Genomic DNA, 21,471 nt, shown 5'->3' with positions numbered 1-21,471 from the left:
CAAGCTGCATGCTTTCTCATCTCTCTTACGGCAACATTTTCGTTCTTTAAATCGATAAGGCGATCTAGATGCAACATACATACATCAATTTTCTCACGCACTGTTGGTTCCGGCATTAATTCACCTGTCTCTAAATACTTTACCGTACGATAAATCATCCATGGATCCCCAAGGGCAGCACGGCCAATCATAACACCATCTACACCAATCTCATCAAGCATACGCTTTGCATCTTGTGGTGTTTCGACATCACCATTTCCGATAACTGGAATATTCACAGCTTGCTTTACTTGTTTAATAATATCCCAATCTGCTTTACCTTCATACATTTGCACTCGTGTACGCCCATGAACCGCTACCGCTTGTCCACCAGCACGCTCAACAGCTCTGGCGTTTTCTATTGCGAAAATATGATCTTCATCCCAACCAATACGCATTTTAACTGTAACTGGCTTTTCAACAGCGTCTACAACTGCCGCTACCATCTCATATATTTTATTTGGATCTAAAAGCCACTTTGCTCCCGCATCACACTTAATGATTTTCGGTACTGGGCAACCCATATTAATATCAATAATGTCTGCTGTCGTATATTTATCTACGTATTTCGCAGCATCCACAAGAGTTTCTTTCTCTCCACCAAAAATTTGTAAACTTAATGGCTTTTCTCTCTCATCGATATATAACATATCTAATGTTCTTTTGTTATTAAGTAATATTGCCTTATCACTTACCATTTCAGCACAAACTAAACCTGCACCAAATTCTTTTACTGTCAAACGGAATGCAGAGTTACACACTCCCGCCATCGGTGCTAGTACAACTGGATTTTTCATCTCAATATTTGCAATCTTTAACAACCGACTTACTCCTTCCTTTACGGTCACTTCGGCATCAATTCGTCTATTGAAACGTTTAATGTTTTAGCAACTTCTACTACAAAATCTTGGGAAGGTGATCTATTGCCCCTCTCAACTTCACCTAAAACCGATACAGATACCCCTAATTCTTTCGCAAAACCTTCTTGCGTATAGCCTTTTAGCTTTCGAAAAGCACGAATGCGTCTTCCCCATTTTTCTGCTTCCATACCGTTACTCCCTCTCGCCTTTTCATTTCTTCTACTTGTGAACGTGAAATGTTTTGTTTTATATCTTGATTAATCTCTAACAACGGAACGATAACAAAAGCTCTTTCGAACATCCGCGGATGCGGAACAATAAGATTCTCTGCTTCAATATTTTCTTGATTATATAGTAAAATGTCAAGGTCGATGGTCCTCGGACCCCATCTAATTTCCCTTTTTCTTCCTAGGTCATTCTCTACCTTTTGTGTTACTTTCAATAATTCTTGCGGTGATAAATTGGTAGAAATTTTTATAACTAAATTTAAAAAGCAATTTTGGTCAGTATAGCCTACCGGATCAGTTTCATATACAGACGAAACATCATCAACTTGGATATGCTGGTTTTTATTTAAAAACTGAATTGCTTCAGTTAAATAAATATAACGCTCCCCAATATTGGAACCTAATGCAATGTACGCTATATTATTCATGGACGTTCTCTCGTAATTTCTACCGCTACAGCACGATAATGCCCCGGTATCGGTGGATCCGGTTTAATTACCTTAATTGTACACTGCGAAATACTCTCATATTGTTTCAATATATCTGTAGCGATATTTTCAGCGATACTCTCTACAAGCTTATACGTTCTATCTTCAACAACTTTTCTACATAGTTCGAAAAGCTCCCCGTAATTGACAGAATGCTCTAAGTCGTCACTTTCTCCTGCACGTTTTAAATCCAACTCCACCGTTAAATCCACTTTAAATCTCTGACCCAATTTATTTTCTTCTGGGAATACACCATGATAACCGTAAAACTCCATATCATGGATATAAATTTTATCCAATTACTTTACCCCCTTACCAATCATCGCGTCCATCATCTTAGCCATACGCGCCATTTCTTTCACATCATGAACACGTATAAACTCACAGCCCTTTTCAATACCAAGACAAACGGTAGCGCCCGTTCCTTCAAGACGTTCCTCCACTGGTAAATCTAATACATGGCCAATAAAGGACTTTCTTGAAGTACCTAAGAGAACTGGGTATCCCAGTACATTCAACTGTTCTAAATTACGCATCGCTTCTAAATTTTGTTCAGGCGTTTTCGCAAAACCGATACCTGGATCTAAAATAATATTCTCATCTCGCACACCAGCATCTTTAGCAATTTTAATACTTTCATACAAATCAGCAATCATATCAGCCATTAAGTTGCGGTAGTTCATATTATCTCGGTTATGCATTAAGATAATGGGCACATCATAATAGGCTGCAACTTCAGCAATCTCTGGTTCCGCCTTCGCTCCCCAAATATCATTAATAATATGAGCACCAGCTTCAATCGCTCGTTTCGCAACTTCGGCTTTATACGTATCAATAGAAATAGGTAGCTTTACTTCTTTTGACACTGCCTGAATCATTGGAACAACTCGTTTTATTTCTTCTTCTACTGAAACTTTAGCGAAACCCGGGCGGGTAGATTCGCCGCCAATATCAATAATATGAGCACCTTCATTTTTCATTTCTTTCGCATGTCGCACCGCAGCATCTACTTCGTTGTAACTCCCACCATCAGAAAATGAATCTGGCGTTACATTTAAAATCCCCATAATTAATGTCTTTTCATTTAAATTCAATGTATATTCGCCGCAGCGCAAATCATAATCCCACTTCAAACTACACATCTCCTCTTCGCAATTCATTTCTGCTCCACAATTTTTCTCTCTGCACTCCATAAACATCCATAAGTCTTTTTGTAACCACTCCCACTTTACCCGGGAAATCTTTCTCCTCTATACGATAAAGGGGGACAATCTCTTGAATAGAGTTCGTTACGAACACTTCATCTGCTAAAAGCAATGCATCTTTTGTAAAGAAACCTTCCTTTACTTCTATACCTAACTCTTCAGCAGCCTTTATAATAAACGCACGAGTGATTCCGTTTAAAATCCCTGTTTCTAATGAAGGAGTATATAAAATATCTCCTTTAACAAAAAAGAGATTCGAAACAATACCCTCTGCAACATAACCTGTTTCGGTAAGAAAAATACCTTCCTTATTCACAACATTTCCAATTTCGCGTTTCCCTAAAATATTATTTAAATAATGATGGGACTTCAAGCGAAATGCACCCTCTGGTGTATTTCTCACTTGCTTTAAAATAACTCCTTCTTTTTCCACTACATTCCCTGGAGCTGCTAAAGGTTTTATAAAAACAATAACAGACGGTTCTTCATATGCTTCCGTTTGTAATCCTATTTCATCTATACCCGCCGATACATTTAAGCGTACATATGCATGCTTTAACCCATTCTTAACGAGTAGATTCTTTAAAATAAGCATCACTTCATCTTTTGTCATTGTCCATTTGATTTGCAATATATCGAGCGCATCCATTAAGCGTTCATAATGATCATCCAATAAAAAGGGATGACCATTATAAATACGAAATGTCTCAAAAACCCCAAGCCCATATAGGTAACCGTGGTCATACGGAGAAATTTTCGCTTCACTTGCTTCTACATACGCGCCATTTAAGTAAATTAACACGATGTCACACTTGGGCTATATTTGCGAATGAAATTCTGTAGCAACTCTTTCCCGTGAGAAGTCATAATAGATTCCGGATGAAATTGTACCCCTTCAATCGGCAACGTTTTATGACGAAGCGCCATAATTTCACCTTCTTCAGTCCAAGATGTTATCTCTAAACAATTCGGTAACGTCTCTTTTTTAACGATAAGAGAGTGATAACGTGTCGCGGTAAATGGATTTGGAATATCAGAAAAAATCGTCTGCCCATCATGATGCATTAAAGATGTTTTTCCATGCATCAAACGCTCTGCCCTAACAACGTCCCCTCCAAATACTTGCGCAATTGATTGATGTCCAAGACAGACCCCAAAAATCGGGAGTTTACCTGCAAAATATTTAATAACATCCATACTGATTCCTGCCTCATTAGGACTACATGGACCTGGCGAAATCATTAAAAAATCAGGTTTCATATTCTCAATATCTGAAATAGTCACTTCATCATTACGCTTAACAACAAGCTCTTGTCCAAGTTCTCCAAGAAACTGCACTAAATTAAATGTAAAAGAATCATAATTATCAATCATTAATATCATTTCTCTCACCTAACCGTTTCTTCGCTACTTTCTTTTGCACGCCATAAAGCGATTGCTTTTTTTAACGACTCTTTATATTCATTTTTTGGATTTGAATCAATTACAATACCCGCTCCAGCTTGCACATGCGCTTGCCCTTCTTTAGCAAGTAGTGTTCGGATTACAATATTCAACTCCGTATCTCCAGAATAACCGATCCAACCAATTGAACCCGTATAAATCCCTCGGCGAACAGGTTCTAATTCTTCAATAATTTCCATCGTACGTATTTTCGGGGCACCGGTAATTGTCCCACCAGGAAATACAGCCTTCACCAAATCGAAAGCATCTTTATCTGCTTCCACCTCACCACGCACATTAGAAACAATATGCATAACGTGTGAGTATTTTTCAATTACCATAAATTCATCTACTTCAACAGTGCCATATTTACAAACCCGGCCCAAGTCATTTCGTTCTAAATCCACAAGCATTACATGCTCTGCTCTTTCCTTTTCGTTTTCAATTAATTCTTTCGCTAATTCCTCATCCTCTTGCTCACTTGCTCCTCGAGAGCGCGTACCGGCAATCGGCCTTGTACTCACTTCCTGTCCTTGCTTTTTAATTAGCAATTCAGGCGAAGCACTAACAATTTGAAAATCTCCAAACTCCAAGTAACCCATATATGGAGATGGATTAATTTCACGAAGACTTGTATATATTTCTAGTGGATGTGTTTGTAATGTTCTTTCTTGTCTTGTCGACAAGTTTACTTGAAACACATCACCCGCTCCAATATATTCTTGAATACGTTCAACGGCCTTCATAAAGCCCTCTTCCGTAAAAGCGACTGCTTCATTTTTCTTTTCAGGAGATTCAAACGGTATAGTCACTTCGGGGACTTCTTTCATCCAAAGACCCTTCCATTCATTTAATCGTTCTTCTGCCTCTTCACGCTTATCTACATAATGCGTAATAATCCATAATACTCTCTCCTGTTGATCATACACAAACACGTCATCAAATAACAAAAAGAATATGTCAGGTATATTAATATCATCCTTCGCAAGAGAAGAAAGTTTTTCAATATAACGGATACAATCATAACTAAAGTATCCAATTGCCCCACCTTGAAAAGGTGGGTACTCCGGATTATAATCCGTTTTCCATTTCTCCATGTACACTTGCATTAAATCTAATGGATTCCCTCGTTCTATTGTTTCCTTACCACTTTCACTTATATGTAACGTCTCATTCTTACCCTGAATTACCGCTACTGGATCCAGCCCAACAATGTTATAACGACCACCACGTCCACTTTCTAACAAAATATGTTGCGGCTTATCCTGAGAAAGAAATTTATATTGCTTAAAGAAATCTAACTGATATGGAATAGAAAGCGCTAAAGATTTTCTTCGTTGCATATCAACACCCCGTCTTCTGTTATCCCACCCTCTTAAGCTAATCAACTCAAACTACATAAAATTATTTATATAGAGAATGATTATACTTGAGGGCTAGTGAAAATAAATTAATTATACTACTTCTTATTTTACATGAAGTTTTCTAGTCATTCACTCTTTTCCTTTTTCCAATCAAAAAAGAAAAAGCATCCTTTTTTAAGGATGCTTTTCAAATCACATTCAATTATGACTCAAATTGATAAAGTGGTGTACTTAAATAACGTTCACCGTTACTTGGGATAATAACAAGTACCTTTTTCCCTTTACCTAATTTCTTCGCAACTTCTGTCGCTGCATAAACGACTGCTCCCGAAGAGATACCAACTAAAATACCTTCTTCTCTAGCCACTCTTCTTGCATATTCGAACGCTTGCTCCGTTTTCACTTGAATAATTTCATCATATACCTCTACATCCAGTGTCTCCGGAACAAACCCCGCCCCAATTCCTTGGATCTTATGTGGTCCTGGCTTCCCACCAGATAATACTGGTGAATCCGCAGGTTCTACCGCATAAATTTTAATATCTTTATAAGCTTCTTTCAGCACTTCACCGGCACCTGTAATTGTTCCACCTGTACCAATACCTGCGATAAACGCATCTAGTTGATCCCCCATCTGTTCAACAATTTCTGGACCTGTTGTTATACGATGGATTTCTGGATTCGCTTGGTTTTGAAACTGTTGTGGTATAAAGTACCCATGTTCTCCCGCTAATTCAGTTGCCTTTCGAATTGCTCCGCCCATTCCTTCAGGTCCTGGAGTCAATACTAATTCAGCACCGTAAGCGCGTAATAAATTACGACGCTCAATACTCATTGTTTCTGGCATTACTAAAATTGCCTTATATCCTTTAGCAGCTGCTACCATCGCTAAGCCAATACCTGTGTTACCGCTTGTCGGCTCAATGATTGTATCGCCCTCTTTTAATAATCCTTTATTTTCAGCATCTTCAATCATAGCTAACGCGATACGATCTTTAACACTGCTCCCCGGATTCATAAATTCTAATTTTAAGTATACATCTGCGCTGTCTGATTCTACGATGCGGTTCAACTTAACGATCGGCGTTTTCCCGATTAATTCTGAAACTGATTGTGCCACTCGCATTCCTGTCACTCCTAACACCGAGTATTTTTATTGGTTTTATCTATATTTAGATTTTGTCAGAAAATTCCCTGTTTGTCAATCTATTTGGGCGGCTGATTCTCCAGCTAAACTTCTTTATTACAGGTTCTCAATTAGACTTGTAATATCTTCTTTAGCGAATTTATATCGTTCATTACAGAAGTGACAGTGAACTTCTGTCTCTTCTTCTTCTGCACGAATTTGTTCTAACTCCGCTTTCCCTAAACTAATTAGCACACTTTCAATACGCTCACGTGAACATGTACAATTAAATTGAACATCCATTGTTTCTAGCACTTTCACTTTATCTTCTCCGAGCACTTCATACAGTAATTCTTCTGGAGAAAGACCTTGTTCGATTAATTGTGATACCGGCGGGATTTGTTGCAGACGCTCTTCAATAAATGAAATTGTTTCTTCCTGCGCACCTGGCATAATTTGAAGAATGAATCCACCCGCCGCTAATACGCTATCATCTCCATTTACAAGAACACCAACACCTACAGAAGAAGGTGTCTGCTCAGAAACCGCGAAATAATATGTGAAATCTTCTCCTAGTTCTCCTGAAACAATTGGAGATTGACCGATAAACGGTTCACGCATACCGATATCTTTAATTACCGTTACAAATCCTTCTGTACCTACCGCTTGATATACACGTAATTTTCCTTGTTCTGTTCCCTCAAAATCAACATGTGGATTCGTTACATAACCACGTACATCCCCATTTGCATGAGCATCGACTAAGATAGGACCAATCGGGCCATTACCCTCTACTTTAATCGTTAGCTTCTGCTCGCCTTTTAACATAGCGCCCATCATTGTACCCGCAGTTAAAGAACGACCAAGTGCTGCTGAAGCTGTTCTCCATGTATCATGACGTTTTTGCGCCTCACTTACTGTATTTGTTGTACGTACACTATAAGCACGAACCTCTCCATTAAACGCTAACGCTTTTACTAAATAATCTTTCATACTTATTTATTCACCCTTCTCATGTTGTAAATTTGCATTACGTTCATATAACATATACAAACCTTTTAACGTTAAAAACGGATCTACAATATCAATTACATTTGATTCTTCTGAAATTAATTTTGCTAATCCACCTGTTGCAATAACTCTCGGCTCTTGCTTAGCTTCTTCTTTCATACGCTTAACAATACCTTCCACTTGTCCAACGTATCCATAAAGAATACCTGATTGCATTGCACTTACTGTATTCTTCCCAATAACACTACTCGGTTTTGTAATTTCAATACGAGGAAGCTTTGCTGCTCTGCTATATAAAGCCTCTGCCGAAATCATAATTCCTGGCGTAATGACGCCACCCATATAATGCTTCTCTTCGTTAATATAACAATATGTAGTAGCCGTACCAAAATCAACAATAATAAGCGGACTTCCATATAAGTGGATTCCTGCTACTGCATTTACAATTCGGTCCGCGCCTACTTCACGTGGATTTTCATATTTAATATTCAAGCCAGTTTTTATCCCAGGCCCTACTACAAGCGGTTTAATTTTAAAATACTTTTCACACATACGCTCTAAAGCGAACATAATTGGTGGTACGACTGAAGACACAATAATACCTTTCACATCTTCAAAAGAAAGACCTTCATGCTCAAGTAACTGCTTTACAAGCATCCCATACTCATCTTCTGTTTTATGACGATCTGTTTCCATGCGCCAATGCTGACAAAGTTTCCCCTCTTCAAACACACCTAGTACCGCATTTGTGTTCCCTACATCCAATACAAAAATCATATTCTCACCACTTATCTTATTTAATCTATATTTGTGCAGTATGTATAAAACTTATAAAAACATCATATCACACATACTTATATAATCAGTTTTTCTATACTCATCATTGTACAAAAAGATTACTCTCTATTTCAATTTTTAATAATAGTTTCATTTAAATTTTTTTGCCACTTAAATTCATTTCACAAAAAAAAGGAGCGACAATTGTCACTCCTTTTTTCTTACTTATCTTCTGTACCTTCATCGTCTTTCTTCGTATTGATGTTTACTTTCACATCATCTGAAGATATTGGACGCTCAGGTAATCTGCCATAATCATATAAATGATTAATTTGCTCTGCATCTAATGTTTCTACTTCAAGTAACGTTTTCGCGATAATATCAAGCTTATCTCGTTTTTCAGTAAGAATTTGTTTCGCACGAGCATAACAGTCTTTAATAATTATTTGCATTTCCACATCAATTTCATGCGCGATTGCATCACTGTAGTTTTGTTCTGAATGGAAGTCTCTTCCTAAGAATACCTGACCACCTTGTGAGCTACCAAATTGCATCGGTCCAAGCTTATCACTCATCCCGAATTCTGTAACCATACGTCTTGCAATACCAGTCGCACGTTGGAAGTCGTTGTGAGCACCTGTACTTGCTTCACCAAATACAATCTCCTCAGCTACTCGGCCACCAAGTAAACCAGTGATTTTATCAAGTAACTCTGGTTTTGTCATGAAGTAACGATCTTCCTTCGGAAGCATTACCGCATATCCACCAGCTTGACCACGAGGGACAATTGTTACTTTATGAACGATATCTGCTTCATCAAGGACAACACCAATTACAGTATGGCCAGCCTCATGGAATGCAACGATATTACGTTCTTTTTCAGAGATAACGCGACTTTTCTTAGCTGGACCTGCAATAACACGATCCGTCGCTTCATCGATGTCACTCATATCAATTTTCTTCTTATCTTGACGCGCAGCTACTAAAGCAGCTTCGTTTAATAAGTTTTCAAGATCGGCACCAGAGAATCCTGGTGTACGAGTTGCAATTGCTCTTAAGTTGACATTCTCATCAAGCGGTTTATTACGAGCGTGTACCTTAAGTACAGCTTCACGACCATTTACATCTGGACGATCTACTGTAATTTGACGGTCAAAACGACCTGGACGTAATAACGCTGGATCAAGAATATCAGGACGGTTTGTCGCAGCGATGATAATAATACCTTCATTTGCACCGAATCCATCCATTTCAACAAGCAATTGGTTCAACGTTTGTTCACGCTCATCATGACCACCGCCAAGACCCGCGCCACGTTGACGTCCTACTGCATCAATTTCATCAATGAAAATGATACAAGGAGCATTTTTCTTTGCATTTTCAAATAAATCACGTACACGGGATGCACCGACACCGACGAACATCTCTACGAAGTCAGAACCACTAATAGAGAAGAACGGAACGCCTGCTTCACCTGCAACAGCACGTGCTAGTAAAGTTTTACCTGTACCTGGAGGTCCCACTAATAGAACACCCTTCGGAATACGGGCACCAACTTCAGCGAACTTACGAGGGTCTTTCAAGAATTCAACTACCTCAACAAGTTCTTGTTTCTCTTCATCCGCTCCAGCAACATCTCTGAAACGAATTTTTTTCTTTTCATCATTGTATAGCTTCGCCTTACTTTTCCCGAAGTTCATAACACGGCTACCGCCGCCCTGAGCTTGGTTTAATAAGAAGAAGAATAAAATGAAGATAATGACAAACGGAATGATAGAAGTAAAGAATGTTACCCAAGCACTTGTTTCTTCTGCTGGTTGATACTTAACTTCAGCCCCTTGCGCTTTATCATTAATTTTCTTTTGTAATTCCTCAGTATTTGGTGCATAAGTAACAAATTGTTCTCCTTGGCTAGAAGTCTTGAATTGTCCCTTTACCTCAAACACACCATTTTTCGGTTGAAGCTGCACATTACGCACTTCACCTTTTTCAAGTTGAGTAATGAATTTATCGTAGCTAACTGATGTCGTTTTTTGCGTCGAACCATTAAAATAGCTCACGATTCCAATTACTACTAAGAATATCAGTAAATAAAAGATGGTATTACGGAAGATACGATTCATTCCTAACCTCCTCTCACGGCATAAACACTATAGTAAATCGTAACATAAAAAAAATTTCCTATACAATTGTAACGCCTATATTTAATTAATTTGAGTAAACACTTGGTTTTAATACTCCTACATAAGGAAGATTACGGTACTGCTCTTTATAATCTAATCCATATCCTACAACAAATTCATGAGGAACAGTAAATCCAACATAATCTGCTTTCAGATCAACCTTACGGCCTGTTGGCTTATCTAATAAAGTAACGATTTTTACAGATTTCGCTTTACGATATTTAAACAGATCCACTAAATAGCTTAGTGTAAGACCGCTATCAATAATATCTTCAACGATTAAAATATCGCGACCTTCTACCGAAGTATCAAGATCTTTTAAGATTTTTACTTCGCCTGTCGAAACTGTAGAGTGACCGTAGCTAGATACAGCCATAAAATCCATTTCAAGATATGTATCTGTTCTCTTTAATAAATCTGCCATAAATGGCATTGCACCCTTTAGTACACCAATCGCAAGAGGTACTGTATTTTTGTAATCCTCTGCAATAACTGCACCTAGTTCGTGCACCTTTTCTTGTATTTGTTCTTCAGAAATTAATACTTTTTCGATATCTTGATTCATCATTTCATTATCCTCCCGGAAGACTCCTTGCTTTTGTAGTGAATAATCATGTATTTACCCTTCTTTGCTAGCTCTTTCGAAGTAGCAAACGCAGATCGTTTCAACAAGGGTACCCAAATAATATTTCCACTTGCGTCACAAACGATCGGCCATTCTTCTCTTTTTTCTTTTGGTACTTTTGCTTCGATAAAAACAGCTTTTATCTTTTTTGTACCATCCATACCTTGCATTGACATGCGATCTCCATTTTCCCTAGACCGAATACGAAGTGGATACGATATATCATTATACTTAGCAACAAATACTGTTTCATTCATGTTACTCGGTATATCTTCGCTCACCTCTGTTACAAGTTTATCCCCATTCGGCAATATAATTGTCCCAGGTACTGATAAATCTTGCGAAAAAGGAGAAACAATTTCTTGTTTAAATCCAAAACCACATTCTTCGTATGTGCGAACAATTTTCAAACCACCTGGAAAATCTAGTGAACCTGAAGGTTGTGCCCGCTTAAAAAATTCAATCACCTTGTCAATATGTATAGAAGAAAGCGAAGATGGAATCTTATATTCATAAAGATAGTTTAATATTAGTTGAATCCCTCTTCTTTGTAAAGGCATAGACATGGATTCAAAGGCAGGAATTGATAAGCTAATTTGTTTATCGCTTTTTTTTGTAATTACTTTATTCATTTTCTCAAAAGCTAATTCCTGCAAATAAGCCTCATCCTCTTGCATCTGCACGCTAAATTTTTGAAATTTCTCATGCATTTGTGGATTTTCTTCTTTCAAATAAGGAAGGACATATTTACGTAATCGATTCCTTGTATATACTTCTTTTTTATTACTCGGATCTATACGCGGAATAACTTTTAATTTATTACAGTAATCAACAATTTCTTCCTTAGTTACCCCAAGTAACGGCCTAATTAAATATCCATTATGAAAAGATCGCTTCACTGCAATTCCTGCGTATCCTTTCGGAGTACTCCCTCGTACAAGGCGCATTAAAATCGTCTCTACTTGATCATCTCCATGGTGACCAAGAGCTACATATCTCGCATCATATTTCTTCATTATTCTTTCCAAAAATGCATATCTGCATTCTCTAGCTGCAACTTGTGCATTCATTCCATATTGCTGTTGATATTGCGACACATTAATCCTTAGCGTTTCACAAATAACTCCTAGCTCTTTGCAAAGACCCTGTACAAACTGTAAATCCTCATAAGATTCATTACCTCTAAACATATGGTCCACATGTGCTACTACAATTTCTAGCTGTTTTTCTGCCCTTTTTTCTAACAAATAATATAAAAGAGCCAAAGAGTCAGGACCACCAGAAACCCCTACAACAATTGTTGAATGTTTCTTTAATACATCATGTTGCTTTACAAAGTCATCTACTTTTTCAACAAATGCATCTTTCAACTTCGCAATCACCTTTCATTAAACAAGAACAACAACATTAGTTACCTTGTATATAATGGTACAACTTTTACAAACATTGTGCAAAAAAAAGATGTACAAAATCCATATTTTTATCTTACATCCCTCCTGTATATTTAACAAAGTAATCACATTACCTTTTTAATCAAAAAAACCTAGGCATCTACCTAGGTTTTTTGATTATTTTATTGCGCCTGCATTCCTACTATTGGAATCGTAGCCCACTTCGGCATATTTTTCTTTACTTTCGCCACCACAATAGTCATATCATCATTTATATAACCATCACCAGAGCGAATTACTTCTTCCATAATGATATCAGCGATTTCCTGTGGGTCCTCTGTTTGTAGTTCTTTAATTTTACGTTTTATCCATAATTCGTGATTCTCCACATGTTGTGCTCCCTCAAAGATGCCGTCACTCATCATGATAAGAAGATCGCCCGTTTTTAATTGCTCACCAACCACATCAACTTCAACATCTTCAATGATTCCCATCGGCAAATTACTTGCCTCAATTTTCAAAATATTATTTCCGCGTTTAACAAAACTCGGCGTCGATCCAATCTTTAAAAACTTCGCACTCGCATCCCGCAAATCTACCATAGCCAAGTCAAGCGTTGTATACATCTCCTCTGTCGTCCTTAAAGAAAGAATCGAATTGATGGACTTAATCGCTATTTCTTCATCAATACCTGATTGAAGTATCTTTTGTAATAATTTTACCGTTTCCCTACTCTCCATATGAGCCCTTTGTCCATTTCCCATACCATCACTAATCGCAAGTGCATATTTACCAACGCTCAAATCCATCATCGCGTAGGAATCACCTGAAATAAACCCACCACCTTTTGCAGCTGTGGCCAATCCTGTATCAAGAGAATATGTCTTCGCTGAACCAAATGATATTAAACTGTGCCCATTTGGATATGAGGATTTCTCTTCATGCTTAACGACGATATTCTCTTTTAAAATATCTGAAAGCATTGGAGCAACCAACTTCTCACATTCCCCATGTTCATTAGATGCAGCCGGAATCAGCATTTCAATATCAATACTTCCTCTATCTAAACAATAAATATCAACATGCTCCACTTCGACACCAAAATCACGAAACGCTTGTAAAATTTGCTCCTCCTGCGCTTGATGGTTCTCTCTTTCTCGTTGTATCTCCTTAGCGAAATCCTCCATCACTTTTGATACACCTAGTAATTGCTCCGCTACAATTCTACGATTTTCCTTCATTTGTTTTCTTAATTTCTGCCCCTCATAGAAGTGATCTAATTCACCCGCTACTAAATCCGTTACTTTCTTCCCTCTCACACAATGCTTGTCCCATTCACGAACTAACTTCCGATTATGCTGCAGCGTTCCTTCTTCTGTTTCACTCATTATTTGTTTCATATAATCGTATGTTTTATCAAAATTAACTACCCAACATTGATCCTTCTTAAAGCATGTTTGACATGTTTTTGCAGTAATTGTACTTAAAAATAAATCAGCTTCTGTTTCTTTATCTTCCTCCTCCACATACCCGTATACAGAAAAGCTATTAGACAAAGCAGCAAATACATTCGCAAATTGATTGATTTTGTTTGCTGTAACATCGCGCACTCTTCTTAAATATTGTTGTTGATCCTGTGAATGTTCCTGTGTACCCGGCATAAATTTAGCAATACGATCCATAACAAGCTTCGGTGTTAATAAGAAGAAAACAATCGCTACACCAGATTCAATTAAAGTTGTTACAATACTTGTTTGCTTGTCTACATATAATGTAATTAAGCTTGTACCAATTAATAAACCTAAACTAACTCCTATACGCTTCCCTTCTTTTAACAATCCCCCAAGCAATCCTGAAAAGGCAAGGAGACTAAGTTGAGACAAGCTCGCCACATTTGCTAAACTTAATATTAACCCAGTGACAACTCCTACCGTGGACCCTGTAGCTGCCCCTGCAATAAAGGCAAATACTAATACTAAATATCTAGTGAAAATATGTTGAATAGAAGCATCATAAACAAACCAATCCGTTGTGCCCGTTAAAACAGATGCTAGTAATATAATTAAACAAACAATTTCTTCTGTTTCTAACGCTTGTTGCTTCCCTTTCCTTTCCACTAAAAGCGGAACACTTTGTAAAAATATCATCGTTAATACGAAGCTAAGCCCCGCTTCGATCGTACTGACGAGCAGATCATACATGGTGACGGTTTGCTGTGCAAAATATACAACAACTAAATGTGCGGTTAATGCGGAGATAAATACTTGGAATGGTACAAGTCCAACAGTTTTACGTGTAAACCGACTAAAGAAGATATTATAAATAAAGAAGGTAAAGATAGATGCAAAAGTAAAAAATAAATTATCTATTGAAACTGAAAGTGCTCCCCCCATTAGGGCTAAGAACGCGAGCGGCATTTTATCTCGCTTCATAACATAAACAGCAGCAAAAAACGGCAATGCAAACGGTAAAATGTTTGTTAATATATATGCTCGTCCCAAAAGAAAACCAATAACAGCAATAATGAATCCCCATCTAAAGAAAACTTTTTCAAACTTCATTCGCAACTTACTCGTCCACTTTATTGTTCCAAGCTGACTTTCATTCATCGCCAATGCACTTGTATTCATAGTATTCCTTCCTGCTTTAGGCATATTTTTAACACCACCTGCATAGTTTAATTACTGTTATTATAAAAGATGATTATTGGTTTTTTTGTCAAAACAACAGTTTTGACTTTTATAATCGTTCGACTTTTTATTCGAAATAAATCTACATATATACATAGTATTTAATTTATTTAAAGAGAGTTGAAAGAATGTTCAGAAAATATAGGGTGATTTTGTAGAAGTATTGTACGTCTTAATTTATATTTAACAAAAAAAGACCATGCAAATTTGCATGATCTTTTTAGATGACCCGTACGGGATTCGAACCCGTGTTACCGCCGTGAAAGGGCGGTGTCTTAACCACTTGACCAACGGGCCGTTAAATTAAATATAGCGGCGGAGGGGATCGAACCCCCGACCTCACGGGTATGAACCGTACGCTCTAGCCAGCTGAGCTACACCGCCATGTCGTCGTATTTAACGGACAATTAGTATATTACATCAGATATATTTTAAAGTCAATACGTCTCAAAAACTTTTTTAAAAATATATTCTCTCACATAAAAAAGTACCCGAGTAATTACTCTGGGTACCTCTCTATATGTTAAGAATTAAACGGACTTATTATCCGCGACGTGCGCCACGGCCACCACGTTTAGATTCTGTGTTACGCTTTAAAGAAGTTAAACGATCTTCACTATCTTTTAAAAAGCGTGCCATCTTTTGCTCAAATGTTTCTTTTGGAGCTCGTTCGTTACCGCCACCGCGGTTATCTCTGTTGGAAGAACGATTATTACGTTGTGGACGTCCAGAACGTTGTTGATCACCACCACGTTGGTATTCACCGCGTGGACGATCTCCTTCTGTTTTTTCACGTTCTTTCGCTTTCTTAATAGATAGGCCAATTTTGCCATCTTTTTCAACATTGATAACTTTTACTTCTACTTGGTCGCCTACTTTTAAGTGATCGTTAATATCTTTCACATAATTATCAGCAACTTCACTAATATGAACAAGACCTGTTAAGCCTTCTGGCAGCTCCACAAAAGCCCCAAAATTTGTAATACCTGTTACTTTACCCTGTAACTTGCTGCCTACCTCGATTGACATAAAAAAAATGCTCCTCCTTAGTGGTTAAAAAGTCAAATTTTACTTTATTATATATAATCCTAAAATACAGTGTCAATAAGACATACTCTACTTAGAAACAGGAAAAATTATCTCCCCTTTTCCGGAGAAGAAATAATCCCTTCTAGCAATCTTTAAAACGTACTCTTCATCATTCAACTTTTGAACTTCATCTTTTAGATTCTTTTCTTTTTTCGTTAATGAATCCAGTTCTTTTTTCATGTCCTTAACTTTTGCTTCTTTTGCTTTAATGGAACTGTTTTGTTGATAAAACGTCACACTAATACTAGCAATAATTGTAAAAGCAAAGACAAGAAAAACCGCTAAACGGCGATAAAGTCGCTTCCTGTTCTCATCCGTTTGTATTATATGTTCTTTAACAGGATTTGGACTCTGTTTGTCGATTGTTCTTTGTCTCAGTTCCCTCATTTCCGAGGTCCCCCTAACTTCTTTTTTATACGCACCCATAATTGGAAGATATGTCCCTTCAATTTTGCTACATATTGCAGGAACCCTACATGCTTCATTATAAAAAGTTTAACACGATTAGGGAGAAGTTTCCATATGAGCGAAGCAATAAACCGAACAGGCGAGAAAAAAACTTTCCATATGAAAAGTAATATCCAAATCACCATTTTCCATAACACATGTCCAATTGAAAGCAGTATACGAAATAAGAATAATATAAATGCAATAAATAGCTGTGCTATAATAATAACAGGTTTTATCATGAGTAGCTGTATAATTCGAACAAAAAATTGTGTTGTTTGTACAAAAATATAGATGAGAAAATTTAACATCTTCATGTATAGTGCTTTCAATAAGCTTTGATATGCTGCAAAACCACATAGTAACGCCAAAAATACATATATACGTAGTTCAGCTTCATTTACACGCAGTAATACATAAAAAACGAATAATGCTTGGACAATCCAAAATAGTATATCATGTATAAATACAAGCCAACGTTTACGCTCTTGGCGTTTTAAAAACCGTTGGTATGTATCTAAAGAAGCTCCAATCCAAGCACCCATTCCAATCATCGAAAGCATTGTATACAACTGAATTGTTAGGCTCATTTAAACAGCTTACTAAAGAAGCCTTTAGTTTTCTCCCCTTGGTTCTCATCAATATACAGCATTTCATGAACTTTCCCTTTAATTGATACAACACCCTTTTCTACATCTAAATTCTTCATTTGCAAATTTTGACCACGAATTGTTAAAAAACCCATTACAGTCTCGAGTAAAAACTCTTCGCTATCAAAACTCTCTACTTGCTTTACACCAGTAATATCGATTACACGCCTGCCACGCATGATAATATCATGCTCTACAGAAACATTTTGTTGATTAGAAGACATAGGTGAGTAACCATTATTCACGAAAATCCCCCCATAGCTTTATACTAGCTAATAGTAATGTATGAAGGGCTAACCTATTTTAGAACAAGCCTTCTTCCGCTTTCACTTTTTCCTCACGAACGAGACTATACATGTTTGCTGCATCTTCTTTTTTAGTTGTTTCTTTCAATTCATTTACTTTCACAGTTACTATTTTTTGCCCGAAACGAATTGTTAATTCATCCTCTACCTTCACATCTGAACTCGCTTTTGCCACTTGGCCATTAATCGAAATTCTTCCTTGGTCAGACACTTCTTTTGCTAATGTTCTTCTTTTAATTAAACGTGATACTTTCAAAAATTTATCTAGACGCATATCAAATCCCCCTATTAACGCTCTGTTTGTTTTGCCTCTTCCCATAAAATATCTAACTGTTCTAATGATAAATCTTGCATTTCCTTATTCATTTCAGCTACTTTTGCTTCCATGTATAAAAAGCGATCCATAAATTTCTCATTAGTTGAACGTAACGCTTCTTCTGGATCTAATTTATAATGACGAGCTATATTCACAAATGCAAATAGTAAATCACCAAATTCACCTAGCATCTTTTTCTCATCCATGTTTACAACTTCTTGTTGGAATTCTTGCCATTCTTCTAAGGCCTTCTCTATCATCGGCTGCACATCAACCCAATCAAATCCAACCTTTCCAGCTTTCTTCTGAATTTCATAAGCACGCATTAGTTGTGGCAAGCTTTTTGGAATACCCGCTAAAACAGATTCTTTCACGAATCCCTTTTCTTGTTTTTTAATTTCTTCCCAATTTGCAATCACTTCATCAGCATTATTTACATCAGTATCCCCAAACACATGCGGATGACGACGAACCATTTTCTCAGCTAAAGTCCGAATAATATCATCTATAGAGAACCAACCTTCATCCTCTCCAATTTGGGCATGAAGCATAACTTGTAATAATATATCACCTAGTTCTTCTACTAAATGATCATCATCCTCTTCATCAATTGCTTCTAGCACTTCATACGCTTCTTCAATTAAGTATTTCTTTAAAGATTGATGAGTTTGCTTTTTATCCCATGGGCAACCATTCGGTCCACGAAGATCAGCAATAATTGCTCTAAGCACATCAAACTGCTGATATAAGGACGCACGTTCCTTAACCGGCGGTACATACACACTCGTTAAATTATTTAATTCTGTTTCGTGATCTAACATGTATAACGATACCTTTTTCACTTGCTCGAATGAAGTCCCTGCAGCTGTTACGATATACACTTCGTAATCATCTGGCAAAATCTCCATTAATGTTAGCTTCACATCTGAAGCAACGAATGCATCATACACTTGGCAAAAGATTAAATGTTGACGTAATTCTAATTGTCCTCTTTCAAATGATGTAGCATCAATTAATTGGAACCCTTCAATCGGATCAATTTTTAGACTTGCAAACATCGGATCAAGGAAACTTTGTCCACCTTCAATTCGCACTTCAATATTTGCTGCTTCTCCTTTTTCCAAAAGTAGCTGAACTGTTCTTTCTGCTACAAGCGGATGACCTGGAACAGCATAAATAATTTCTGCGCCTTTAGCTTGTTCTAGCAATGTATTCGCAATTGTTTCATATACGATTTCAAATGTATCATGTGCCTCATATACATTATCAAAGGCCGTATACTTTATAGCTTCTTTCTCCAATTCTTCTATAACTGGGTGTTCCTTCGTTCTAACAAACATATGGTCTGCTTCTTTTATCTTTCGATATACACCCATCGTTAACTGATCTAACTCACCAGCACCTAATCCTAAAATAGTAATGATTCCACTCACAACCAGTCACCTCTATCCACTCTTCTTCAATGAACCTTCTTTTTTCTCTTGTTTCATAACGGTTCCTAATTCTTCTTTTGTAAATACACGAAATTTTAAAATTAAAAACATATATGCTAATCCACCGATAGCTACACCTAACAGCGCTTCAAGCGTCGCAATTCCTCTATGTCCTGTATCAATTACTAATCCGGACATTCGCAACATACGCATAAAGATTATTAATACAAACCCCATACCGATACCACTAATAGCTACACCTAACATATTCCGCCTATCAATAAGCGGCTCCGATACAGCTCGCATAAGTAACACACTATTTAGCAAGGCAATTACAATAAGCGCAACTAAAGTTGCAATTGCAGCTCCCTTTACACCAAAATACGGCATTAATATATAGTTTAAAACTAACTTCAAACAACCCCCAAATACAACGAATATTGCTGGTTTTAATGTTTGTCCCACTCCTTGCAAAATGGAAGCAGTTGTAATTGACAATGAACTAAATAAAATAGATAAAGATAAAATCGATAACACATCTGATCCATCACTATTTTCAAACAACATAATATTTGTAGGTTGAATAATACAAGTTAATCCAATAGCAGCTGCAGATCCAATAACAAATGTTATTTTCATTGCTAACTTTACCTTTTCTTGAATAAATGAAAGATCTCCTCTTTCTTTCGCCGCTGTAATAATAGGAATAAGTGACAATGAGAAAGAAGTTGTCACAACAGTACCTAATTGCATAAGCGGGATACTTCTATCATAAACACCTTTTAGTACCTTTGCATTTTCAACTTGCTCTCCCGCACGAATAAGCAAAGTATACAAGGAAATAGAATCCGCCATTTGTATAAAAATAAGGACTAAATTACTAACACAAATCGCTAATCCCTGCCAAAAAAGGATTCGAACAATCCTTTTTTTATTTCCAATTCTCTTCCAGCTTCTAAAGAAAATAGCATGGAAATCATGACGCATATAAAGTAAAAGTACGATAATCCCAATAAGCCCGCCTGCAATTGAACCTAGCATAGCACCCGCACCAACTGTATATAAATCAAATCCATGAGCAATAAGGAATAGTGATAAAAATACAATAATAGAAACACGAATCGTTTGTTCAATTACTTGCGAAACAGCCGTCGGCATCATATTATTGAAACCTTGAAAATATCCTCTTGCTACAGATAAAAATGGCATTAGTAGGAATGAAAACGAAATAACACGTAATAATTTATCTAAATGTATATCGCCCATAGCCGATGCAATTGTTTTGGCCCCAAAGAATAATGTGAAAAATCCTATAAATCCAATTCCTAATAAAAACCAAAAAGATACACAAATAATTTCTTCTGCTTCTTTTTGTTTTCCTCGTTCTAATCTTTCTGCGACCATTTTTGAAATAATAATGGGAAACCCATAAGTAGCTAAAATCAAACAAAATCCATAAAACGGATAAATTTGTTGGTAAATATAAAAACCAACATCACCCGCTATATTTTGATATGGAATACGGTAAAAAGCGCTTAATACCTTCGTAACAAAACTTGCGATTGTTAATATAATAGCCCCACGCCAAAAGGCTTGGTACTTCTTCGCTTCCATACAAGAAAACTCCTTTTTCTATTCTCACCCCTCGTATTATATCACAAAGAAAAACTGGCTCTCCTTCATATTCCTTACATTCACTGACTTCTTTCAACAGCAAAAATATTCAATGAAAAAAGGTAGCAAAGCGCTACCTTCGTTCAATATACTTATATCTCCAAATAGTTAATTTCTCAAATAGAAAT

At 36.9% G+C, this 21,471-nt stretch carries 22 protein-coding genes and 2 tRNA genes (1 of these 24 cut by a window edge); all 24 read right to left on the bottom strand.

Annotation, left to right across the window (positions count from 1 at the left end):
• Nucleotides 1-860 carry the 5' portion of a tRNA dihydrouridine synthase DusB gene (dusB, locus tag MKY70_RS00425; protein ID WP_341022569.1) on the bottom strand. Its footprint begins 139 nt before the window's first position, so the window shows 860 of its 999 coding nt (coding positions 1-860); it begins with the start codon at nucleotides 858-860; the stop codon falls past the left edge of the window.
• Nucleotides 861-883: 23 nt separating this feature from the next.
• Nucleotides 884-1,087, bottom strand: a complete 204-nt coding sequence (locus tag MKY70_RS00420; protein ID WP_002009706.1) for a helix-turn-helix domain-containing protein — start codon at nucleotides 1,085-1,087, stop codon at nucleotides 884-886.
• A complete protein-coding gene (folK, locus tag MKY70_RS00415) occupies nucleotides 1,039-1,554 on the bottom strand; it encodes a 2-amino-4-hydroxy-6-hydroxymethyldihydropteridine diphosphokinase (protein WP_002144510.1) in 516 nt (171 codons plus the stop codon). The genes MKY70_RS00420 and folK overlap by 49 nt, the downstream gene beginning before the upstream one ends.
• The gene (gene folB, locus MKY70_RS00410; RefSeq protein ID WP_002113276.1) at nucleotides 1,551-1,913 is read right to left on the bottom strand and encodes a dihydroneopterin aldolase; all 363 of its coding nucleotides are present in this window, start codon (nucleotides 1,911-1,913) and stop codon (nucleotides 1,551-1,553) included. The genes folK and folB overlap by 4 nt, the downstream gene beginning before the upstream one ends.
• The gene (gene folP, locus MKY70_RS00405; RefSeq protein ID WP_088030737.1) at nucleotides 1,914-2,774 is read right to left on the bottom strand and encodes a dihydropteroate synthase; all 861 of its coding nucleotides are present in this window, start codon (nucleotides 2,772-2,774) and stop codon (nucleotides 1,914-1,916) included.
• Nucleotides 2,749-3,621 carry an aminodeoxychorismate lyase gene (gene pabC, locus MKY70_RS00400; protein ID WP_088030738.1) on the bottom strand — a complete coding sequence of 291 codons (873 nt, stop codon included), beginning with the start codon at nucleotides 3,619-3,621 and terminating at the stop codon, nucleotides 2,749-2,751. Before pabC ends, folP begins: the two co-directional genes overlap by 26 nt.
• On the bottom strand, nucleotides 3,615-4,202 hold the full coding sequence (gene pabA / locus MKY70_RS00395; RefSeq protein WP_002113273.1) for an aminodeoxychorismate/anthranilate synthase component II: 588 nt from the start codon (nucleotides 4,200-4,202) through the stop codon (nucleotides 3,615-3,617). Before pabA ends, pabC begins: the two co-directional genes overlap by 7 nt.
• A gap of 5 nt (nucleotides 4,203-4,207) precedes the next feature.
• On the bottom strand, nucleotides 4,208-5,605 hold the full coding sequence (gene pabB, locus MKY70_RS00390; RefSeq protein ID WP_341022564.1) for an aminodeoxychorismate synthase, component I: 1,398 nt from the start codon (nucleotides 5,603-5,605) through the stop codon (nucleotides 4,208-4,210).
• A 223-nt stretch (nucleotides 5,606-5,828) separates the two neighbouring features.
• Nucleotides 5,829-6,752 carry a cysteine synthase A gene (gene cysK / locus MKY70_RS00385; RefSeq protein WP_341022561.1) on the bottom strand — a complete coding sequence of 308 codons (924 nt, stop codon included), beginning with the start codon at nucleotides 6,750-6,752 and terminating at the stop codon, nucleotides 5,829-5,831.
• A 117-nt stretch (nucleotides 6,753-6,869) separates the two neighbouring features.
• Nucleotides 6,870-7,745: a redox-regulated molecular chaperone HslO gene (hslO, locus tag MKY70_RS00380; protein ID WP_341022558.1), complete on the bottom strand. Its 876-nt coding sequence runs from the start codon at nucleotides 7,743-7,745 to the stop codon at nucleotides 6,870-6,872.
• Between the two features lie 6 nt (nucleotides 7,746-7,751).
• Complete coding sequence (locus MKY70_RS00375) at nucleotides 7,752-8,540, bottom strand: type III pantothenate kinase (RefSeq protein WP_088030739.1); 789 nt, start codon at nucleotides 8,538-8,540, stop codon at nucleotides 7,752-7,754.
• 221 nt (nucleotides 8,541-8,761) lie between these two features.
• Nucleotides 8,762-10,663 carry an ATP-dependent zinc metalloprotease FtsH gene (gene ftsH / locus MKY70_RS00370; protein WP_341022552.1) on the bottom strand — a complete coding sequence of 634 codons (1,902 nt, stop codon included), beginning with the start codon at nucleotides 10,661-10,663 and terminating at the stop codon, nucleotides 8,762-8,764.
• An 85-nt stretch (nucleotides 10,664-10,748) separates the two neighbouring features.
• Complete coding sequence (hpt, locus tag MKY70_RS00365; RefSeq protein ID WP_002124550.1) at nucleotides 10,749-11,291, bottom strand: hypoxanthine phosphoribosyltransferase; 543 nt, start codon at nucleotides 11,289-11,291, stop codon at nucleotides 10,749-10,751.
• On the bottom strand, nucleotides 11,288-12,718 hold the full coding sequence (gene tilS / locus MKY70_RS00360) for a tRNA lysidine(34) synthetase TilS (RefSeq protein WP_002107305.1): 1,431 nt from the start codon (nucleotides 12,716-12,718) through the stop codon (nucleotides 11,288-11,290). Before tilS ends, hpt begins: the two co-directional genes overlap by 4 nt.
• A gap of 203 nt (nucleotides 12,719-12,921) precedes the next feature.
• Complete coding sequence (spoIIE, locus tag MKY70_RS00355; protein ID WP_002091571.1) at nucleotides 12,922-15,393, bottom strand: stage II sporulation protein E; 2,472 nt, start codon at nucleotides 15,391-15,393, stop codon at nucleotides 12,922-12,924.
• Between the two features lie 261 nt (nucleotides 15,394-15,654).
• A tRNA-Glu gene (locus MKY70_RS00350) sits at nucleotides 15,655-15,726 on the bottom strand.
• Nucleotides 15,727-15,739: 13 nt separating this feature from the next.
• Nucleotides 15,740-15,813, bottom strand: a tRNA-Met gene (locus MKY70_RS00345).
• A gap of 159 nt (nucleotides 15,814-15,972) precedes the next feature.
• Nucleotides 15,973-16,458: a S1 domain-containing RNA-binding protein gene (locus MKY70_RS00340; protein WP_002009683.1), complete on the bottom strand. Its 486-nt coding sequence runs from the start codon at nucleotides 16,456-16,458 to the stop codon at nucleotides 15,973-15,975.
• An 87-nt stretch (nucleotides 16,459-16,545) separates the two neighbouring features.
• Nucleotides 16,546-16,905 carry a cell division protein DivIC gene (gene divIC / locus MKY70_RS00335; protein ID WP_002091572.1) on the bottom strand — a complete coding sequence of 120 codons (360 nt, stop codon included), beginning with the start codon at nucleotides 16,903-16,905 and terminating at the stop codon, nucleotides 16,546-16,548.
• Nucleotides 16,902-17,555 carry a spore cortex biosynthesis protein YabQ gene (gene yabQ / locus MKY70_RS00330; RefSeq protein WP_002091573.1) on the bottom strand — a complete coding sequence of 218 codons (654 nt, stop codon included), beginning with the start codon at nucleotides 17,553-17,555 and terminating at the stop codon, nucleotides 16,902-16,904. Before yabQ ends, divIC begins: the two co-directional genes overlap by 4 nt.
• Nucleotides 17,552-17,860 (bottom strand): sporulation protein YabP, encoded by a 309-nt coding sequence (gene yabP, locus MKY70_RS00325; protein ID WP_001059101.1) that lies wholly within the window; start codon nucleotides 17,858-17,860, stop codon nucleotides 17,552-17,554. Before yabP ends, yabQ begins: the two co-directional genes overlap by 4 nt.
• Before the next feature lie 58 nt (nucleotides 17,861-17,918).
• Entirely contained in the window at nucleotides 17,919-18,194 is a 276-nt protein-coding gene (locus tag MKY70_RS00320; RefSeq protein ID WP_002009677.1) for an RNA-binding S4 domain-containing protein, read from the bottom strand.
• A gap of 14 nt (nucleotides 18,195-18,208) precedes the next feature.
• Nucleotides 18,209-19,669 (bottom strand): nucleoside triphosphate pyrophosphohydrolase, encoded by a 1,461-nt coding sequence (gene mazG, locus MKY70_RS00315; RefSeq protein ID WP_002009675.1) that lies wholly within the window; start codon nucleotides 19,667-19,669, stop codon nucleotides 18,209-18,211.
• 12 nt (nucleotides 19,670-19,681) lie between these two features.
• Entirely contained in the window at nucleotides 19,682-21,283 is a 1,602-nt protein-coding gene (locus tag MKY70_RS00310; RefSeq protein ID WP_088030742.1) for a putative polysaccharide biosynthesis protein, read from the bottom strand.
• Between the last annotated feature and the right edge of the window lie 188 nt (nucleotides 21,284-21,471).

This window comes from Bacillus sp. FSL R9-9492 (assembly GCF_038007365.1).
Classification (GTDB): Bacteria; Bacillota; Bacilli; order Bacillales; family Bacillaceae_G; genus Bacillus_A; species Bacillus_A mycoides.
This window is presented reverse-complemented; position numbering and strand designations above follow the sequence as displayed.

Excerpts from the sequence above, each read along its gene's own strand:
- folK (WP_002144510.1), bottom strand. The coding sequence starts at position 1,554 with ATGAATAATATAGCGTACATTGCATTAGGTTCCAATATTGGGGAGCGT.
- MKY70_RS00340 (WP_002009683.1), bottom strand. The coding sequence starts at position 16,458 with ATGTCAATCGAGGTAGGCAGCAAGTTACAGGGTAAAGTAACAGGTATT.
- spoIIE (WP_002091571.1), bottom strand. The coding sequence starts at position 15,393 with ATGCCTAAAGCAGGAAGGAATACTATGAATACAAGTGCATTGGCGATG.
- MKY70_RS00320 (WP_002009677.1), bottom strand. The coding sequence starts at position 18,194 with ATGCGTCTAGATAAATTTTTGAAAGTATCACGTTTAATTAAAAGAAGA.
- cysK (WP_341022561.1), bottom strand. The coding sequence starts at position 6,752 with ATGCGAGTGGCACAATCAGTTTCAGAATTAATCGGGAAAACGCCGATC.
- pabA (WP_002113273.1), bottom strand. The coding sequence starts at position 4,202 with ATGATATTAATGATTGATAATTATGATTCTTTTACATTTAATTTAGTG.
- hslO (WP_341022558.1), bottom strand. The coding sequence starts at position 7,745 with ATGAAAGATTATTTAGTAAAAGCGTTAGCGTTTAATGGAGAGGTTCGT.
- pabB (WP_341022564.1), bottom strand. The coding sequence starts at position 5,605 with ATGCAACGAAGAAAATCTTTAGCGCTTTCTATTCCATATCAGTTAGAT.
- MKY70_RS00310 (WP_088030742.1), bottom strand. The coding sequence starts at position 21,283 with ATGGAAGCGAAGAAGTACCAAGCCTTTTGGCGTGGGGCTATTATATTA.
- folP (WP_088030737.1), bottom strand. The coding sequence starts at position 2,774 with ATGAATTGCGAAGAGGAGATGTGTAGTTTGAAGTGGGATTATGATTTG.
- hpt (WP_002124550.1), bottom strand. The coding sequence starts at position 11,291 with ATGATGAATCAAGATATCGAAAAAGTATTAATTTCTGAAGAACAAATA.
- MKY70_RS00420 (WP_002009706.1), bottom strand. The coding sequence starts at position 1,087 with ATGGAAGCAGAAAAATGGGGAAGACGCATTCGTGCTTTTCGAAAGCTA.
- yabQ (WP_002091573.1), bottom strand. The coding sequence starts at position 17,555 with ATGAGCCTAACAATTCAGTTGTATACAATGCTTTCGATGATTGGAATG.
- divIC (WP_002091572.1), bottom strand. The coding sequence starts at position 16,905 with ATGAGGGAACTGAGACAAAGAACAATCGACAAACAGAGTCCAAATCCT.
- MKY70_RS00375 (WP_088030739.1), bottom strand. The coding sequence starts at position 8,540 with ATGATTTTTGTATTGGATGTAGGGAACACAAATGCGGTACTAGGTGTG.
- ftsH (WP_341022552.1), bottom strand. The coding sequence starts at position 10,663 with ATGAATCGTATCTTCCGTAATACCATCTTTTATTTACTGATATTCTTA.